General features: G+C 60.0%; 15 protein-coding genes. 13 read left to right on the top strand and 2 right to left on the bottom strand.

Annotation, left to right across the window (positions count from 1 at the left end; translation table 11 throughout):
- Position 1: 1 nt before the first annotated feature.
- The 4 genes from ABHV46_RS13255 to ABHV46_RS13240 all read left to right on the top strand — a co-directional run bounded on the left by ABHV46_RS13255 (position 2) and on the right by ABHV46_RS13240 (position 2,725).
- Positions 2-1,207, top strand: coding sequence for a phage tail tube protein (locus tag ABHV46_RS13255; RefSeq protein ID WP_438381839.1), 1,206 nt, complete (start codon positions 2-4; stop codon positions 1,205-1,207).
- A 61-nt stretch (positions 1,208-1,268) separates the two neighbouring features.
- Complete coding sequence (locus ABHV46_RS13250; RefSeq protein ID WP_438381838.1) at positions 1,269-1,706, top strand: hypothetical protein; 438 nt, start codon at positions 1,269-1,271, stop codon at positions 1,704-1,706.
- A gap of 182 nt (positions 1,707-1,888) precedes the next feature.
- A complete protein-coding gene (locus tag ABHV46_RS13245; protein ID WP_438381837.1) occupies positions 1,889-2,083 on the top strand; it encodes a hypothetical protein in 195 nt (64 codons plus the stop codon).
- A gap of 3 nt (positions 2,084-2,086) precedes the next feature.
- Positions 2,087-2,725, top strand: a complete 639-nt coding sequence (locus tag ABHV46_RS13240; protein WP_438381836.1) for a hypothetical protein — start codon at positions 2,087-2,089, stop codon at positions 2,723-2,725.
- An 18-nt stretch (positions 2,726-2,743) separates the two neighbouring features.
- Here ABHV46_RS13240 and ABHV46_RS13235 read toward each other — a convergent pair whose 3' ends face one another.
- Entirely contained in the window at positions 2,744-3,154 is a 411-nt protein-coding gene (locus tag ABHV46_RS13235; RefSeq protein ID WP_438381835.1) for an MliC family protein, read from the bottom strand.
- 138 nt (positions 3,155-3,292) lie between these two features.
- Here ABHV46_RS13235 and ABHV46_RS13230 point away from each other — a divergent pair, with 138 nt between their 5' ends.
- The 6 genes from ABHV46_RS13230 (at position 3,293) to ABHV46_RS13205 (ending at position 12,039) form a co-directional block, all read left to right on the top strand.
- Positions 3,293-7,945: a phage tail length tape measure family protein gene (locus ABHV46_RS13230; RefSeq protein ID WP_438381834.1), complete on the top strand. Its 4,653-nt coding sequence runs from the start codon at positions 3,293-3,295 to the stop codon at positions 7,943-7,945.
- Complete coding sequence (locus ABHV46_RS13225) at positions 7,942-9,549, top strand: hypothetical protein (protein WP_438381833.1); 1,608 nt, start codon at positions 7,942-7,944, stop codon at positions 9,547-9,549. Before ABHV46_RS13230 ends, ABHV46_RS13225 begins: the two co-directional genes overlap by 4 nt.
- Positions 9,550-9,886: 337 nt before the next feature.
- Positions 9,887-10,672, top strand: coding sequence for a hypothetical protein (locus ABHV46_RS13220; protein ID WP_438381831.1), 786 nt, complete (start codon positions 9,887-9,889; stop codon positions 10,670-10,672).
- On the top strand, positions 10,672-11,394 hold the full coding sequence (locus tag ABHV46_RS13215) for a hypothetical protein (RefSeq protein ID WP_438381830.1): 723 nt from the start codon (positions 10,672-10,674) through the stop codon (positions 11,392-11,394). The genes ABHV46_RS13220 and ABHV46_RS13215 overlap by 1 nt, the downstream gene beginning before the upstream one ends.
- A 20-nt stretch (positions 11,395-11,414) precedes the next feature.
- Positions 11,415-11,780, top strand: a complete 366-nt coding sequence (locus ABHV46_RS13210; protein ID WP_438381829.1) for a hypothetical protein — start codon at positions 11,415-11,417, stop codon at positions 11,778-11,780.
- The gene (locus tag ABHV46_RS13205; protein WP_438381828.1) at positions 11,773-12,039 is read left to right on the top strand and encodes a hypothetical protein; all 267 of its coding nucleotides are present in this window, start codon (positions 11,773-11,775) and stop codon (positions 12,037-12,039) included. Before ABHV46_RS13210 ends, ABHV46_RS13205 begins: the two co-directional genes overlap by 8 nt.
- 238 nt (positions 12,040-12,277) lie before the next feature.
- Here the strand turns inward: ABHV46_RS13205 and ABHV46_RS13200 are convergent, their stop codons facing one another.
- Entirely contained in the window at positions 12,278-13,993 is a 1,716-nt protein-coding gene (locus tag ABHV46_RS13200) for an ATP-dependent nuclease (RefSeq protein ID WP_438381827.1), read from the bottom strand.
- Between the two features lie 319 nt (positions 13,994-14,312).
- Here ABHV46_RS13200 and ABHV46_RS13195 point away from each other — a divergent pair, with 319 nt between their 5' ends.
- The 3 genes from ABHV46_RS13195 to ABHV46_RS13185 are packed head-to-tail and all read left to right on the top strand — an operon-like array spanning position 14,313 to position 15,309.
- Complete coding sequence (locus ABHV46_RS13195; protein ID WP_438381825.1) at positions 14,313-14,807, top strand: lysozyme; 495 nt, start codon at positions 14,313-14,315, stop codon at positions 14,805-14,807.
- 41 nt (positions 14,808-14,848) lie between these two features.
- A complete protein-coding gene (locus tag ABHV46_RS13190) occupies positions 14,849-15,079 on the top strand; it encodes a hypothetical protein (protein ID WP_438381824.1) in 231 nt (76 codons plus the stop codon).
- A complete protein-coding gene (locus ABHV46_RS13185) occupies positions 15,076-15,309 on the top strand; it encodes a hypothetical protein (protein ID WP_438381823.1) in 234 nt (77 codons plus the stop codon). The genes ABHV46_RS13190 and ABHV46_RS13185 overlap by 4 nt, the downstream gene beginning before the upstream one ends.
- The last annotated feature ends 44 nt before the right edge of the window (positions 15,310-15,353 follow it).

Here is a 15,353-nt window from a genome sequence, read left to right as displayed (position 1 = left end):
TATGAATTTCACTGGAGCCACTGCCGGTTATCAGGCCGGCGTGCAGGCCAATGACACAAGGCTCGCCTATGCCCGCGAGGCGACTTACGGCGTGGCGCCGAAAATCGCCTATCAGCGCCTGCGCCTGACCGGCGAGAATTTCCGGCGTCAGAACAACCGGCAGCGCCCCGAGGAAATCGACCCGCACTGGGAGGCCTCCCAGGCCGTCACAACGCAGCAGACCGTGGGGGGCACGCTTTCGGGCGCGCTCTCCTTCGGCAGCTATGATGCGCTGTTCGCCTGCGTCTGTTCCGGCAACACGGTCGACAAGACGGTGAATGTCCCCAAGGATATGCCGTTTACGTTCGAACGTCCGGCGTGGAATCCGGGTGGAATGACGGTTGCCACCCCGCACAATTATATCTGGGGAAATCTTCCGTCTGCCGGGTTCCTCCGCCTTTGGGCGAGTGCGGGCAAGCTGAACAAGGTCGTTCCCTATAGGGCAGCTTTGGCCCCCGATTATATCGTCGTGCCATACGACGTCTTTCCGACCTTGCCAGACAATACCACCGACGGCGGAACGGCTGCGGCGAGCGTGATCACGAACGATGCGATTTTCAACAGCATCACGCTCATCGAGCAGCTCGGCGATGAGGTCCTCGTGCGTACGGGCGGTTTCGTCAAACAGATCCAGCTCTCGATCTCTCAGGGCCAGTTCGCCACCTTCTCGGCCGATTTCGACTTTCGCGACGAGCAGAGACTGACCACTTCGCCCGCGACGGATCTGCTCGCCCCGACCGATAGTTTCGTGCTCGATCCCGTCAACGGATGGGGCGCGATCTGGATCGACGGCAAGAAGGTCGACGCCCCGGTGCGCCAGTTCTCGGCCACGCTCACGCGTGACGGGGCCGGTCAGGATTTCGCCCTCGGCAGCGTGGCGGCGGTGGGGCAGCGGCCCGGCAGTCTCACGGCAACGGGCCAGATCCAGATCTTTTTCCGCAACAGCACGGAATACCAGCGGTTTCAGGACAACTGGCAGGGGCCGGTGCAGGTGCTGCTCAAGGATATCAAGGGCAACATCTACGGCCTGACCTTCTTCTCATCGACCCTGCAGAATCCGCAGGTCAATGCCACGTCCAAGAACAGCACGATCATTGCGACCTTCGACATCGAGGGCAACCCGCAACCGGGCGGCGGCACCTTCTCGCTCAGCATCTTCCCGGCCTGATCCCCGCGCCCCGCAGAGGGCGCAGGCTTCCCATCGACCCAAACAGAAGAAAGACACCACAATGGCAAAACTCTCTGCCTTTTCCCGTGATGCTGCCCGTGTTCAGGAGGGCGAAACGATCGAGGTCGGCCCGGACGGCGACACGTTTCTCATCACGACACGCGGCTTCACACCACGTTACCGCGATGCCCTCTTTACGCTCAAGTCTGAAGCGGCCAGCCGTCTCAACCGCTCGCTGCAACCGGGTGCCACACGATACACAGCCGAAACCCTGCCCCCGAGCGAGGATGACCGTTTGCAGGGTCAGGCGATCGCCGAGCATTGCGTGATCGATGTGGATGGCCTGCAGAACAATGACGGGTCGGCAATTACGGTCGACGCGTTCCGCAAGCTGCTCGCAAGCGGTGAGCATCCGATGCTGATCGCGCTCGCCATCTCGGCGGCGTCGCGTGTCGGTGACGAGCAGGCGCAAGCCCATCGGGACGCGGTGGGAAACTGACCGAGGCGCTGGCCTGGGAGCTTGAATTCGGCCAGTTTACAGGGCCTGACGAGCTTCCGGCGCACCGTGAATTCCTGCTGGCCAGCAAGCCGGAGCTGCCGCCATGGCTCGATCGTCCATGGCGCGGCTGGCACGATCTGCAGCACGATCGCTGCTGGATCGGCGAGACGCTCGGCGCCGCCATGGGCAAGATCCGTGGTGTATCCAGACCGGGCGGCATCAGCTGGCAGGCCCTGGCGCATTGGTGCGAGGTCAACGCCGTTTCGGAAAACGACCGCCCATGGGTCGAGGCCGGGATCCGCGCCATGGATGCCGTTTTCATCGCGCATCGCAATCGCAAGATCACGGAAGACATTGCCCAGTTCATGAGGGGGTAAACCATGGCCCGTGCTGCAACCTTCAGCCGGTCGCTTCGGCTTTTCGTTGACCGGAACCTCTCTCCCGAAGCCCTGCGCGCCGAATTGGCCCGCAGGGCGATCGCTGCGCGCGAGGATCTCATTGCACGCGGCGAGGCCCCGCCCAGCTGGCGGCGCTATGTGGATGGCAAGGCCGACGCGCCCGAATCCAGCGTGCGGCTCGACGGGGCCATTCTCTATCGTTTCAACCTCACAGGCGAAGCGGCGCAAGCGGCCCTCGATCTGTGTCGATCGACCTCGCCCGTGCGTAGCGGGCGCTTTCGCGATGCCTGGGTGCTGCTTTGCGACGACAGGCCGTGGAAACAGCCGCTCAAGGAACTGCCAGCCGGGGCGACGATCCTGATCGTCAATCCGATGCCCTATGCCCGCAAGATTGAAACCGGGGCACTCGAGCCGCGCATCAGGCGCAATCAGCTCGAACGCGTGCGTCAGAACCTCATGCGGCGTTTTCCAACGCTCAGTTTCGGCAAGATTTTCATCCGCCTGGGCAGCGGTGTCGCGGCTTCGGCCCCCTACATCCTGCGCGGCGCTTCGGGCGAGCGCAGAACGCGGGCGGGCGCTGCCATGACTTATCCGGCGCTGGAAATCACCGCTCGCTCATGAGAGCGGAGACGGGAATAATCAGCCCTTGATTTCGTGACAGGTCAGCATGGCGCTGGCATCCATTTCGCTCGAGAACATCGCGTCATCGCCTTTGCTCCACCAGACATATTCAGCTGCGGCATATTTGGCGCCGCTCGCTGCAATCACGTTGGTGAAAATCTGCGTTTTCCCGTCGATCCGAAGCACTGCAAGGCTGATATCACCCGCATTGATATAGCTTACCTTGACGATCTTTTCGGGCAGGACAGCGCGCAGTTTGGCTGAGCTCGCTCCTTTTTTTGCCTTGCAGGTATACGCAACGGTCTGACGCTGGATGTCGGTCGACGTGGAAAGGGGGATCGAGAGTGAATCCCCGGTCTCTGCGCGCGCAGGTGCGATAGCGGTTATTGCTGCCAGAGCCATTGCTGCTCCCGTCAGTTTTCGAATCATGGTCCTGCTCCTTTTCTCGCCGCGCAGAATTTGTCGCTTCGGGGCGTGCGCAGACCTTCCTACCAGATCACGGCAATACTTGGGCTCATCTGTGTTTGCAAAACACAGGGGCTGATGCCGCACGCATGGAGCCTTGCGATGACCACCACCATTTCCGAGCTATACATCGCCTTCGAAAGCAATCTCGCCAAGGCGCAGGAGGATGCGGCCTCCCTGCTCAAGATCGGCGATGCGGCAGAGGTGGTCGATACCAGATTGACCAGAGTGGGCCGTACCGGCGCTTCGGTGGCCCGGCAGTTCGATGAAACCACGCGTGCATCGTCCAGACTTGGCAGCGAGATCCGACAGCGCTCAGCCAATATCGAGGCGCTGCAAAAAGCCCTCGCCGCGGGTGAGATCACGCAGGAGCAATATGCCGGGTCTCTGGCCGGTATCGCGAAATCGGCGGCAGCACAGAAGGAGAAATTTGACGCGGCTACGGGTGCCAGCAAGCTGCACAACGCAGCCCTTGCGGAAGGCACGGCGGTTGCAAAGTTGTCGAGCTACCAGATCGGCATTCTGGCTGGCGAGGCGCATAAATTTGCCGATCAGGTGCTTGCCGGTGGTGGCGCGATGAAGGCCGCGTTTTACCAGGTGCCGAACATGGTCACGGTCATGGGCGGCTTCGGTAAGGCCGTGCAGATCGTCGGTGGATTACTCACGGGGCCGGTGGGGCTGGCGGCTCTCGCTGTCGCAGCCGGTGTGGCCATCTACAAAATGGGCAGCGCGGCCGAAACCGAAGAAAGCCATCTCGCGGCCCTCGGCCAGACCCTGCGCGCAACCCGCAGCGATTACGCGGCCATGGCGGGCGCTGCAGAGGATGCCGCACGCCGTATCTCAGGCAAGAGCGGCCTGTCTCTCGATGACAGCCGCTCGGTCACCTCGACCTTTGCGGCCGTGCCCTCGGTCAGTGGCGGCAATCTCGATGCGCTCGCCACGACCGCCCGCAACCTCGCAACGGTCCTGGGCAAGGATGTGCCAGACGCGGCAAAAGAAATGACAGCCGCCTTTGCAGATCCTGCCAAAGCCGCAGAAGATTTCGCCCAGAAGGGGCTGCTCGGCGTCCATGAGGGGCTGGTGCAGCAGATCCGCGATATGCAGACCAGCGGCGATCGTCTGGGGGCCTGGAACCTGCTCATGGGGCAAATCGGCACGGCCACGGCCAATGCCGCCGATCAGGGCGTGACGCCTCTTCACCGGGCGCTCCATGAGGTAAACGTTTCGCTTCATGAGGGCTTCGCCCCTTTGGGGCAGTTCGTGAACTGGCTAGGCGAAGGCGTGTCAGGCGCCGCCCTCAAGGCAACGCAGCTTCTGCAAGCCTTCCTGGATAAAACCAAAGAGATCCGCGCATGGCAGTTTGCGCAGATCGACAAGATCCCTGCCGTCCATGACTATTTCCAGCGCCGCGAGGTGGCCGCGTCCGATGTGGCCGGGGTGGGCAAGACCATCGACAGCGTGGGGGCAAGTCTGGGCGCGAATAACGATGTGATCGCGCTCACCCATCGCATCCAGCCGATCGAGAGCGCAACGGGCCAGTACGACACGCAGGGCCGCGTGGTGCAGTCTTCGGCGGGTGCGCTGGGTGCCATGCAAATCATGCCGGGCAATGCCAACGGCAACGATCTGCGCACGACCACCGGCAACGTCACGGCAGGCGTGCAGCTGCTCACGCGGCTTTACGCCAAGTATGACGGCAATCAGGCGCTCGTCGCCATGGCCTATAACTGGGGTGAAGGCAACGTCGATCAGTATCTCTCGGGCAAGATCGCCAGACCGCCCGAAAGCGTCATGAACTACGCGCAAAAGGCGACCGGGGGCGAGGTCTATGGCGCGCAGGCCACCGCCTCGCGTCAGAGCCGGGTCGATGACCAGCTGCGCGGCAATGATGGCAGTATCGCCGCCCAGATCCGTGAGCGTCAAGAAGCCATTACGGCCCTGACCACGGCGCAGAAGTCGCTCAACGAGCTGCACATCGCGGGCAAGGTGTCCGATGCCGAGTATGCAGCACAGACCGGCGTGCTGACCGACAAAGTCAACGCGCAGCGTGGCGCCATCAACGAGCTGCGCGACCCGTTACAGACTCTTGCCCATCAACAGACCCTCGCGGCTGAAAGCGCCAGAACCTATTCGGCGGCGGAAGCCTCGATGGTCCAGGTCAGCCAGCAGGTCGAGGAAGCTGCCAGGCGCATGGGGCAGGAACACGCCACGGCCGCCCAGCTGGCTGATGCCGAGACCAGACAGCAGGCGATCCTGACGAACCAGTTCAACCAGTCGGTCGCGGCCATCAATGAGCGCACGCAGGCCGAGCAGGATCTGCTTTCTGGCTATGATGCGTCCAAGGGCTCACTGACGCAGTATCAGCAGGCCATGGAAGCCGCCGAGAAAGTGCGGGCCACCTCGATTGGCGGCACAGCCGAGCAGGCGCGCCAGCTCGAGATCCTGACCGGCTCCATGAAAGCGGCCACGGCCTCGCAGGTCGATATGGCCGATGCAGGCAAGCTCTACGGCCAGTCGCTGGATCTGGAAGTCATCCAGGCCCAGACGGCGGCGATCGGGCAGAACAGCGATGCGGTCTCGGTGCAGATCGCGGTGCTGAAAGAGCGCAACCGCATTCTGAAAGAGGGGGGCAACGTCAATTCGGAAACAAACCGGGCCTATCTCGACAACGTGGCGGCCATCCAGACCGCGACGAATGCCTACCAGCATCAGAAATCGGCCATGGATGAACTGACCGGCAGCATGGAGAGCATTTTCAGCACCATGACGAACAGCGTGACGCAGGCTTTCGTGCAGGGCGGCAAGGGGGCTATGAGCTTCGGCTCGATCCTCTCTGGGCTACAGACGCAAATCGTGGGGCTCGTCGCAAAGCTTGGCCTCATGAATCCGGCCATGAATGCCCTAGACGGCAAGGGACGGGAAACGTTCTCGAGCCTCTCCGACGCCCTCGCCTCGGGCGGGTCGGTCGGTGGCGCTGCAGGCAAGGCGGGCAGCGTGTCCATTCCCGGCGCTGGCACAGCGACAAGCAACGTAGCCAGCTCGAGCAGCTGGCTGTCGAGTGCGATGGGCACGAAGCTTTTCGGCACCGCGACGGTGGGCAATATGCTGGGTGGCGCCGGTGGCGGGTTCGGACTGGGCTCTGCGCTCGGCAATATCGGCGGCGGCACCTATGGCCTGCTCGGCGCAGGCGGCGGCGCTCTTCTCGGCGCCGGGCTGGGCTCGATCATCCCTGGTATCGGCACACTTCTCGGCGGTCTGATCGGCGGCGGTGCCGGTGGCCTGCTGGGCGGGCTCTTCGGCCACAAGAAAAACCCCTACACGATCGACCAGGTGCTGCTCGAGGGCGATGAGTTCAAGATGGGGCAGAGCTGGAATCAGAAGCAGACAGACACCATCACCGCCCAGCTCAAATCGGAGCTGGCCAGCCTCAACACCATGATGTCGAGCCTCGGGCTGAAGGCCGAAAATGCCTATCTCGGCACGGTGCGCGACGATCCGAACAATAAAGACCCCGATCAGCGTTCCGTCAGCCTCAAGGATCTGCTCGGCGGCGTAAAGCTGCGCAGCGACGGCAATGCCACCTTCACCCAGGCGCTCTCGCAGGGAATGCCAGCGAGCTTCGATAGCGTGGCCTCGTTCCAGAGCGCGGTCACGCAGCTCAAAGCCATGGCCGACACGGTGGATGCGCTGCACGTTGCCGTCTCGAAGTTCAATAGTGACGGCACCGTCACGGTCTCGGGCTTTACCGAGGCCACGGGCGATCTGCGCACGGCGCTCGATCATATGCTCAACGGCAAGACGGTCTCGACCAGCGATCTGCAATCGCAGGTTGCCACCATCACCGAGTTTGTCAGCAACACCATGCCCAATCTCATGAAGGCCACGGTCAACGGTCAGCAGAGCTGGGTGGAACAGATGGAGGCGCTGAAAAAAACCTATGCCGACGCGGCCAGCCAGGCCGGTGCCTACGGGCTTGACGGCAACGCGCTTACAGACAAGTTCAGCGCGCTCTATCGGGAAGGCTACGATCAGAACATGCGCAGCCTGACTGAAAGCGGGCAGTCGGTGAAAGCCCGGCTCCTGGCGGCGCAGGGCAATCAGCAGGGCGCCGATCTGATGGATTTCGATCTCTCGGCCACGCAGCAAAGGCGCCAGCTGGCGGAGTCCTGGAAGGGCTTTCTTGGCGACGCCTATGCCGGGAATAAGACCTATCTGCAGCAGGCGACGGATCTCGATCGGACGCTCGCGGCAGAGCGTCTGGCCATCCAGAAGCAATATGCCGACAAGGCGGTTGAAACGGCGAAGCAGGAACGCGACCAGGCCTCGAATTCGGCAGCGTCCGTCGTCAGTAACCTGCTCGATTTCGCGAAGGGGCTCAGCACATCCAGCTACTCGCCGCTCTCGGCAGAGGCGCAGTACCGAGCCGCAAACGATAATTTCAACACGCTCGCGAACAAGGCCGGGCAAGGCGATTATGAGGCGCTGCAATCCATGCGCAGCGCGGCGGAGGCCCTGCTCACGCAGAGCATGAGCTATAACGGCTCAGGGCAGGATTACGCGGCCGACTACACGCGTATCCAGCAGATGCTGCTCACGGTCGGCAACTCCAAGCCGGAAGTCCTCACCGCATCGGCTATGAAAGCCATTGAGACGGACAGCACCCGAACACTGGTCGCATCGCTCAACGAGCTGCGTGAGCTTATGAACAAGCAGCTCGCCGAGCAGCGCCATCAGGCGCAAGGCAGGGCAGCATGAGCGGCGTTCTGTTCCATGCGGTCGAGATCGATGCCGAGCGCCCGCTCGATGTCGAATTCGTCCGTGGTCTGGGCACTGCGGCGGCGGGCACGATCACGCTCCTGCCGTTTCGCAGCAGCGTGATCGACACGCTGCGCCTGTCGGATGCGAGGTATGTCGATGAGGCCGGTCGGCCCTATCCGCCCTTGCTGGCCGATGCCTTTGCGATCGATCGCAGGCTCGATCTGTCGCCAGCCTCGCCCTCCGTGCGCGAAAGCTGGGGGGCCATCACCCTCGCCAATCCCGATGGGCGTTTCGATGTGCTGATCCGCGATCGCGTGATCGACCGGATGCCGGTGCGTATCCGGGCCGGTTTCAAATCCCGCGATACGGTGCGTCAGATGGATCTCGACCCGGCGAGCGCGGCGCTTGTGCCCCTATTCACCGGGCTGGGCAGTTCGTGGCAACCCGCCCGGCTGAACGTGCAGATCGCGCTGCGTGAGGTCTCCGGCTGGCTCGATGAGGTCATCATGCCGGTCGGCTCCTACACCGGTTCGGGGCGCTTTGGCGCGGATGCCAACCTCAAGGGCCGCTCGATGCCGCGCCTGCGTGGCACGGCGCTCAATCTGACCCCGGTGCTGATCGATGCCGTCAATCTCGTTTACCAGATCAGCGACGGGCCGGGCTCTGTGGCGACGCTCTACGAGGGCGGGTTTGCCGGTGGCATCGCCTATGGCGGAGCCGTGGGCGATCTCTATGCGTCACCCCCCGCACCGGGCACCTGGCAGATGCAGAGCAGTTCGGGCGGGTTGTTCATCCGGCTCGGCACAAAGCCCGTCTATGCGATTACGGTCGATGCCACGGGCGATTTCCCCTCGGGGGCAGCGCCGCGCACTCTGCTGCCGCTCCTGCGCCAGATGCTGATCGAGGATCTGACCATGCCCGCGCAATGGCTTGCCGGATCATGGGAGGATACGCGCCAGGCGGGCTGGTACTGGGACGGGAGCCAGGCGGTCACGGGGCGGCAGATCGTCAATACCTGGCTCTCGGGGCTCGGCATCCGGCTCGTGCCCAGCCATGAGGGCACGCTCACGCCCTTGCGTCTGCAAATGCCCGGCGGCACGCCCTCGCGGGTGCTGACGGCAGACCAGGTCACGGCCCTGTCGGGGCTTGCGCTCGATAGCGGGCTGTCGCCACCGCCTTTCCGGTGGCGCATCGGCTATGCGCATAACCAGACGGTGCAACAGGGCGGCAATGCGCTGCATCCGCGTATCACGGCCGAGCGGCAGAGCTATGTGCTGCAGGAGGACCGTGTCGCAGCCTGGTATCTGCCCACCATCAAGCTGCGCTATCGCCAGCCCGGCGATCTGCCGGTGATTCCGACCGCGCTGATCGATGAGGGCGATGCCCAGAACGCCGCCAATAGCCATGGCGACCTCTGGGGGGCGGAGCGCCATCTCTGGAGCCTGACCCTGCCGCGCTCTGTCGCGGGCGGCATCGATCTCGGCCAGGCGCTGCGGCTCGATCTGCCAGCGCCGGGTCTGCGCGGGGGCGTGACCGGGCTCGTGATCGGCGAGCAGATCCGCTCTGCCGAGGCGAGCGTGACCCTGACCGTTCTGGTCTAGGTACTGAGGCAAGGGCGTCCTGACTCTCTCGTTCGAATCGTTATTTTTGCGTTACATTTCGGGATAGGCTGCGCTAAACCACTTTTGGCGCGATGCATAAACGCCATTCGAGCCCTTGCCCGACCGACAAAATGGTCAGGCAAGGGCTCATAGAGCTTCGATGATGCCACGCAGGAATGTCGTGACATCATTGCTGGCAAAGTGGCCCGCCGTTTTAACGGAATTGGCAGCGGCTGGGCCACTTTTGCATCCACGCCTCCCCAAAGCGGAAAAGACCAGGCCCGATCGCTGAATCGGCCCGATCTCTCACAAACCAGAAAACTCGAAAGGAACGGCCATGGCCGAGGCCTGGACCTGCGCATTCGGCGCAGAGAACGCGCTCATGGAGGCGCGGCTGGAGGGCAATGCGCAGGTGGCTGAACTGCCCCTGATCAATCTGCAAAACGATCAGGGGGCGCCTTCGACCGCCTGGCGCGTGCCGGGAAAGGAAGCCTATCTCATCGCGCATCTGCCCCGGCCGATCCTGTGCCGGGGCTTTTCATTTCACCGTACCAATCTCACGGCGGGAGCGCGATATTCCCTCGTTGCCCGCAACGGGGCGGGTGTCGTTTACGCCTCGGGCGGGCAGCAGACGCAAACCGTCTCGGGCCAGTTCCTCGTTGTGTTTCCGAACGACCAGACAATTACGCAGCTCGATATCTCGATCAGCGATCAGGATAATCCTGACGGCTTCCTGTCTTTCCCGCTCGCCTATCTCGGGCCGCTCTGGCAGCCCGAGCGCAATATGAGCTGGCAGGGCAATGAGAGCCAGCAGGCCACCATAGACGAGGCCACCATAGACGAGGCCACCAGCCTCTCCGGGGTGGAATATCCGACTTTGCGCTATCGCCAGCGCGCGATCGCGATCGATCACCAGTCTCTGGGCATCGCCGAGCTGCCGAAGATCCGCAGCATCGAGAACACGGCCGCGACGGGGCGAAACATCCTTTTCGTGCCCGATCTTTCCGCCCCCGATCGCAACAGCGCGATGATCTTCGGGCGCCTGACACCGGGTGACATCACCTGCCCGGCCGGCGCTGCCGATCGGCGGGCCACGACCATGACCGTCAAGGAGCGTCTCTGATGCCAAAATTCGCCCCGTTCGTGCTTGAGCGGTCCAACAACCCCGGCACAGGCCCTTTTGCCCTGAGCGGGGCGCCGCCCGGTCGACGCGGCTGGAGCGGCGCCTTTGCCGATGGTGACGTGTATTATTTCGCCGATGACGGCACCCAGGCCGAATGGGGCATCGGTCGCCTGACGCATGGCCAGCCTGCCACGATCTCGCGCGATCAGGTGCTGGGCAACACGTTCGATCGGCAGGACCGGCTCAACTTCACAGGGCTGGTCTATGTCTATTCCGACATACCCGTGGAAGCGATCACCCCGCCCGTCACACAGGGCCGCGCATCGATCCCCGGTGCCGAGCTGGGCGATCAGCGCTGGAACGTTGCCAGCCAGGATATCCGCGTCAGCGGCATCACGCTGCAGGTGGAATTTGCCGCCACGTTCCAGCTCAAGGACTGGGGCGGTATCAGGGATGGAGACTGGAGTTTCTTACAGATCATCTGCAGCCTGTATCGATTTGATTCGGGCGGATCGACCTCGCTCTATACGGCGGAGCAGAGACGTATCCGCGTGGACAGGAATGCTCCCATAACGATCACCGTCAACGCACTGGCCGTCCATCTCAGCCAGGGCGAAATGATCAAGGCCGTGATCACGACTGTGCCGCTCAGCAGGAATCGTCAGGATTTCACTCTCACGCCTCTCATGGCCGATGCCGCCCTCACATGGCTTTCAGTCTGAACGAACAGGAGGATAACACCATGCGTATGCAGGAATTCTGCCTCGGAAGCGCGCTCGCCCTTTGGGCCTGCCTGCTCCTGGCACTACCGCAGACGGATGTGACATGGCCGGGCATAGGGCAGCTTCTCGCCATTCTGCCCCGCGCCGACGATCCAACGCTTGTCTATGCCCTGCTGGCCTGGCTGACGGGCGGTGCACAGATCGTGGGGGCGCTGTGCAATCATCTCGCCCTGCGTCGCGCCTCGGCGATTGCGGCTTTCACGGCCTGGGCATTCATCGCTTTCGGACTGATCGCCCCGAGCGCGCTTGTGCCTGCGATCGCGACCTATGGCGCGCTTGCCCTGCTCAATATCCGGGCAGCGTTGGGGAGAATGGGCAATGCCTGAGAACCTTACCCCGCAGCCCTGGTGGGCCGCGGTGATCGGCGGGCTGCTCTTCACCATCCCCTGGCTGATCGGCTTCGGGGCATCGAGCTCGAAGGCCACCATCGCGTCGCAGCAGGAGGAAATCGACCGGCTGAATGCCCGTGTGGATAATCTGGAGGCACGGGAGAAGGTTAATCTCGAGCTGATCGAAGAGCTGCGAGCGCAGAATGTTCTGTTGCGAGAAGCCCTTGGTAAAGGGACGCCAGAAACAACCAGCTAGGCTGAAATGGGTGGAGAGCTGTAAGTCCGCTTTCGAGCAGACCTAGACCCAAAATGGCCATTCATATGAGATCTGTAACAACTACGCATTTCATCGTGCTAATCTGCCTTAACTGCTGTCTGGCCTCAGGAAATTAAATACGCATCAATTAATATGGAAATAATATACTCAATATACCATAAATTATATTATAAGTTATATACAAACAAAATTAGATGTGCATAAAAAATCCGTTTTCTTATGTATCATCTTCATTTCTTTCAGGTTTCGTTACATCACCCGATAAAGGCGCATGCTTGCCTTTGTGAACGAAGGAGACGAATTGTCTCAGAGACTCGAGCCTAACATCATCGAGCGGAACTTCAGTAAGCAATTTATTAACGAATTTAGGGCCGTGATTTCCTAGATTTCGACAGAAGTTTTCAATTTCACCTACAGGCACCAAATAAATGCCTATGTCTTCCAATCGGCATTTTAGAGTTTCGTATTGAGACTGTGCCTCTCCATTTGGAATTGCATCTTTCCCAATTTTTTTAATGAGATTCCATGATGAAGTTTGCTTCATCGCTTCGGTAATTTCACCACGAGGCAATCTCTCTTCTTTACAATTTTGGATAAGAGAAATTAGCTCTCTTTTTATTTCATCAACAGACTTGGGTTTCGTTCCACGCCTGACGGCAGCATCGACACGCGTCCATAGTGGTTCAATTTCCTCCCAGTTTCCACCGAACGCCTGAACAGTGTCTCTCACAACGTTTTTCTCAGACAGGAAATCTATATCGAACACGACTTTGATAGGGACGCCAATATTCCTAAGAACTTCTGCAACTTTTTTGACACCGTGCTTGCCGCCCGTTGGCACATAAGCAGTATCTTTCCATAATTTATCATCTTTTGCAGATAGATAGTCCGCCACTGCATTGAACACACGGCAATCGCTATCATCTTCACAAATGATTGTTTCTTCATGAAATACGCCTTCAAGAGCGTTTGAATATCTTAGCTCAGGTCTTGCCCACAACTCCTGTATCACGGCAGGTTCAGCTTCTGAGACGAGGTTCTGTAGCCCCTCACGCCGAATCCTCAGAACACGAACATTGCCTTTCGTCCCTTCCAGGAAGCCCCGCATGATGTCGCTGCTATGTGTGGCTACAATCAATTGTCCACTAACTTCTGAGGCTAAGGTTTCTCCAAGACGACGCATCTGAGGTGGGTGCAAAAATGCTTCAGGCTCATCAAGCAAATTGATATCGAGATCCGCAACGATAGTTTCAAATAAAATGCCCGCATAGCTCTTCATACCATCGCCTTGTCGATCCAAAAGCGGGTTGGCGCGCACAGCTGCAACGTATGCGTCTCCTACACGATCGATCAAGCTTGAGTCGGGTAGCTTGCCTACATGGATTGGTATTACCGAGCCTCCTCTGAAATCGAACATGATATCCTGCCCGAACGCTTGATGGAAAAGATAGCTGACTTTCTCCATTAGTGCTGAATTATCATACAAGACGTGCTGTGGTTTCGATATTTGGTCATTTGGGCCAATGCTTTTTTGTTGCATGCATATTTGCAGTCGCCCATTAGCATCAATATTCTTGATATATCCATCAGAGAGACCACTCTGCAGAGAAGGAGACATATCCCACATGTTTAATACTCGAAAATCCATTTGCCAGTTTTTGTAACTGTATATACCATCGCGGTATGATGCATTTTTTTCTAGGAAATTCTTCAGATCATTACTTGTTCCTGATTTTAAAATTTCCACTTTCTTTAGGACAAAGGGGCGAGCTTGATCCCCATTTTGACAAACTGCAATAATTTCTCGTAGGGTTTGCGACTTACCGCTGTTATTCGGACCAACGAGAATAATTTTTTCTTTTGGTTCGAAATAAAACTCCTGACCACCAGAGAATGTAATCTTTGAGATAGATGCGGACGGTCTTGTCGTCATATTTAAATCATACTTTCGTTTTTGACTATGAATATGGAACTCGATCCAATGTACATCAAACCGGGACGGGGTATATTTCGACCCAATATTAGGAACCATATCAATCGATATCGTAGATCGCTAGCCCTAAGTTCTGAAACGTCGCTGTTGCAGACTCAGGTTAAACTGAATAGCCGACACGGAACTGCGTCCGCTTTCAGAAAATACACATGGTTATCGAAACGGCAATAAAGACGGCGAATGCCGACAATATTCTCAACTAGACGCAGCACCTAAGCCGCCCATCCGGGCGGCTTTTTTCGTTTTAGAGACATGATTGATGACCAGTTCACTGGAAATCGCCCTGGCGTTCATGCGCCGGGACGATATCGAGGGGCTGCGCCTTGCGCCCTATCTTTGCCCCGCCGGTTACTGGACCATCGGCATAGGCAACCGCTTTCTGGCTGACGGCACGCCCGTCACGGCCAGAACGAAACCGATTACCGAAGCCGAAGCCGTGGTGCTGGCTCGGCAGACCCTCTCGGGTCTGCGCACGACACTGCTCGATGCAGCCTCGGTGCCGCTCCAGCCGTGGCAGGAAGGCGCGCTTCTATCCTGGCAATTCAATGTGGGCAGCAGCGCCATGCGCGGGTCGACGCTTCTGAGCCTCCTGAATCAAGGTCGATATGCCGAGGCGGGACAGCAGCTCCTGCGCTGGGACAAGGCGACCGTCAAAGGGCGGCTCACTGTATTGCCCGGCCTGCAGCGGCGCAGACGGCTGGAGCTGGCGGTTTATTCCGGTCAGCAAATCCCCGGTGTGGCTTTCGCCGCCTGACAAGCCATCCCTCACAAAATCGAGCATAAGGAACCGCCACCATGGATCTGGACTGGCAACAGTTTTACGCGTCTGTTCTCCCGTTCATCCCGGCAGAAATCGCCGGTGATCTGACGGCGATCGGGACGTTCCTCATCGCGCTTTGCGCCATCGTGGCCCGGTTCTGGCGGCGCCCGGCGTCGAATTCGAGATGGCTGCCGATCTATCTTCTGGTCAACCGGCTCGCGATGAATGACAAGCACGCGGCGAACGCGGATGACCACAAGCCATGACGGCCGATCTCATCGCGGGGGCCGGGACGTTCGTCGTCGCGGCCCTGGGCGCCCTGGTCTGGTATGCCAACCGGGCCGGAAAGAATGCGGCGTCTGTAAAGACGTCAGAGGCAGCAAAAGCCGAAGCCGATGCCACGACGCTCAAGGCGCAAGCCATGGCCCAGGCTCAGGCAGACAAGCCAGCAACGGCGGAGGCCGTATTGCAGCGGCTCAGGGATGGATCGGCATGAGGCGGCTCGTTCTCGTGGCCCTCATGGGGCTCACCGGCTGCTCA

The organism is Asaia sp. BMEF1, assembly GCF_051628905.1.
In the GTDB taxonomy this organism is placed as follows: domain Bacteria; phylum Pseudomonadota; class Alphaproteobacteria; order Acetobacterales; family Acetobacteraceae; genus Asaia.
Note: the sequence above shows the minus strand (reverse complement) of the source record. Positions and strands in the feature narration are given on the sequence as shown.

What these genes read in the sequence shown, in the direction of transcription:
- ABHV46_RS13255 (WP_438381839.1), top strand. Translation starts at nt 2, where the DNA reads ATGAATTTCACTGGAGCCACTGCCGGTTATCAGGCCGGCGTGCAGGCC.
- ABHV46_RS13250 (WP_438381838.1), top strand. Translation starts at nt 1,269, where the DNA reads ATGGCAAAACTCTCTGCCTTTTCCCGTGATGCTGCCCGTGTTCAGGAG.
- ABHV46_RS13245 (WP_438381837.1), top strand. Translation starts at nt 1,889, where the DNA reads ATGGGCAAGATCCGTGGTGTATCCAGACCGGGCGGCATCAGCTGGCAG.
- ABHV46_RS13240 (WP_438381836.1), top strand. Translation starts at nt 2,087, where the DNA reads ATGGCCCGTGCTGCAACCTTCAGCCGGTCGCTTCGGCTTTTCGTTGAC.
- ABHV46_RS13235 (WP_438381835.1), bottom strand. Translation starts at nt 3,154, where the DNA reads ATGATTCGAAAACTGACGGGAGCAGCAATGGCTCTGGCAGCAATAACC.
- ABHV46_RS13230 (WP_438381834.1), top strand. Translation starts at nt 3,293, where the DNA reads ATGACCACCACCATTTCCGAGCTATACATCGCCTTCGAAAGCAATCTC.
- ABHV46_RS13225 (WP_438381833.1), top strand. Translation starts at nt 7,942, where the DNA reads ATGAGCGGCGTTCTGTTCCATGCGGTCGAGATCGATGCCGAGCGCCCG.
- ABHV46_RS13220 (WP_438381831.1), top strand. Translation starts at nt 9,887, where the DNA reads ATGGCCGAGGCCTGGACCTGCGCATTCGGCGCAGAGAACGCGCTCATG.
- ABHV46_RS13215 (WP_438381830.1), top strand. Translation starts at nt 10,672, where the DNA reads ATGCCAAAATTCGCCCCGTTCGTGCTTGAGCGGTCCAACAACCCCGGC.
- ABHV46_RS13210 (WP_438381829.1), top strand. Translation starts at nt 11,415, where the DNA reads ATGCGTATGCAGGAATTCTGCCTCGGAAGCGCGCTCGCCCTTTGGGCC.
- ABHV46_RS13205 (WP_438381828.1), top strand. Translation starts at nt 11,773, where the DNA reads ATGCCTGAGAACCTTACCCCGCAGCCCTGGTGGGCCGCGGTGATCGGC.
- ABHV46_RS13200 (WP_438381827.1), bottom strand. Translation starts at nt 13,993, where the DNA reads ATGACGACAAGACCGTCCGCATCTATCTCAAAGATTACATTCTCTGGT.
- ABHV46_RS13195 (WP_438381825.1), top strand. Translation starts at nt 14,313, where the DNA reads ATGACCAGTTCACTGGAAATCGCCCTGGCGTTCATGCGCCGGGACGAT.
- ABHV46_RS13190 (WP_438381824.1), top strand. Translation starts at nt 14,849, where the DNA reads ATGGATCTGGACTGGCAACAGTTTTACGCGTCTGTTCTCCCGTTCATC.
- ABHV46_RS13185 (WP_438381823.1), top strand. Translation starts at nt 15,076, where the DNA reads ATGACGGCCGATCTCATCGCGGGGGCCGGGACGTTCGTCGTCGCGGCC.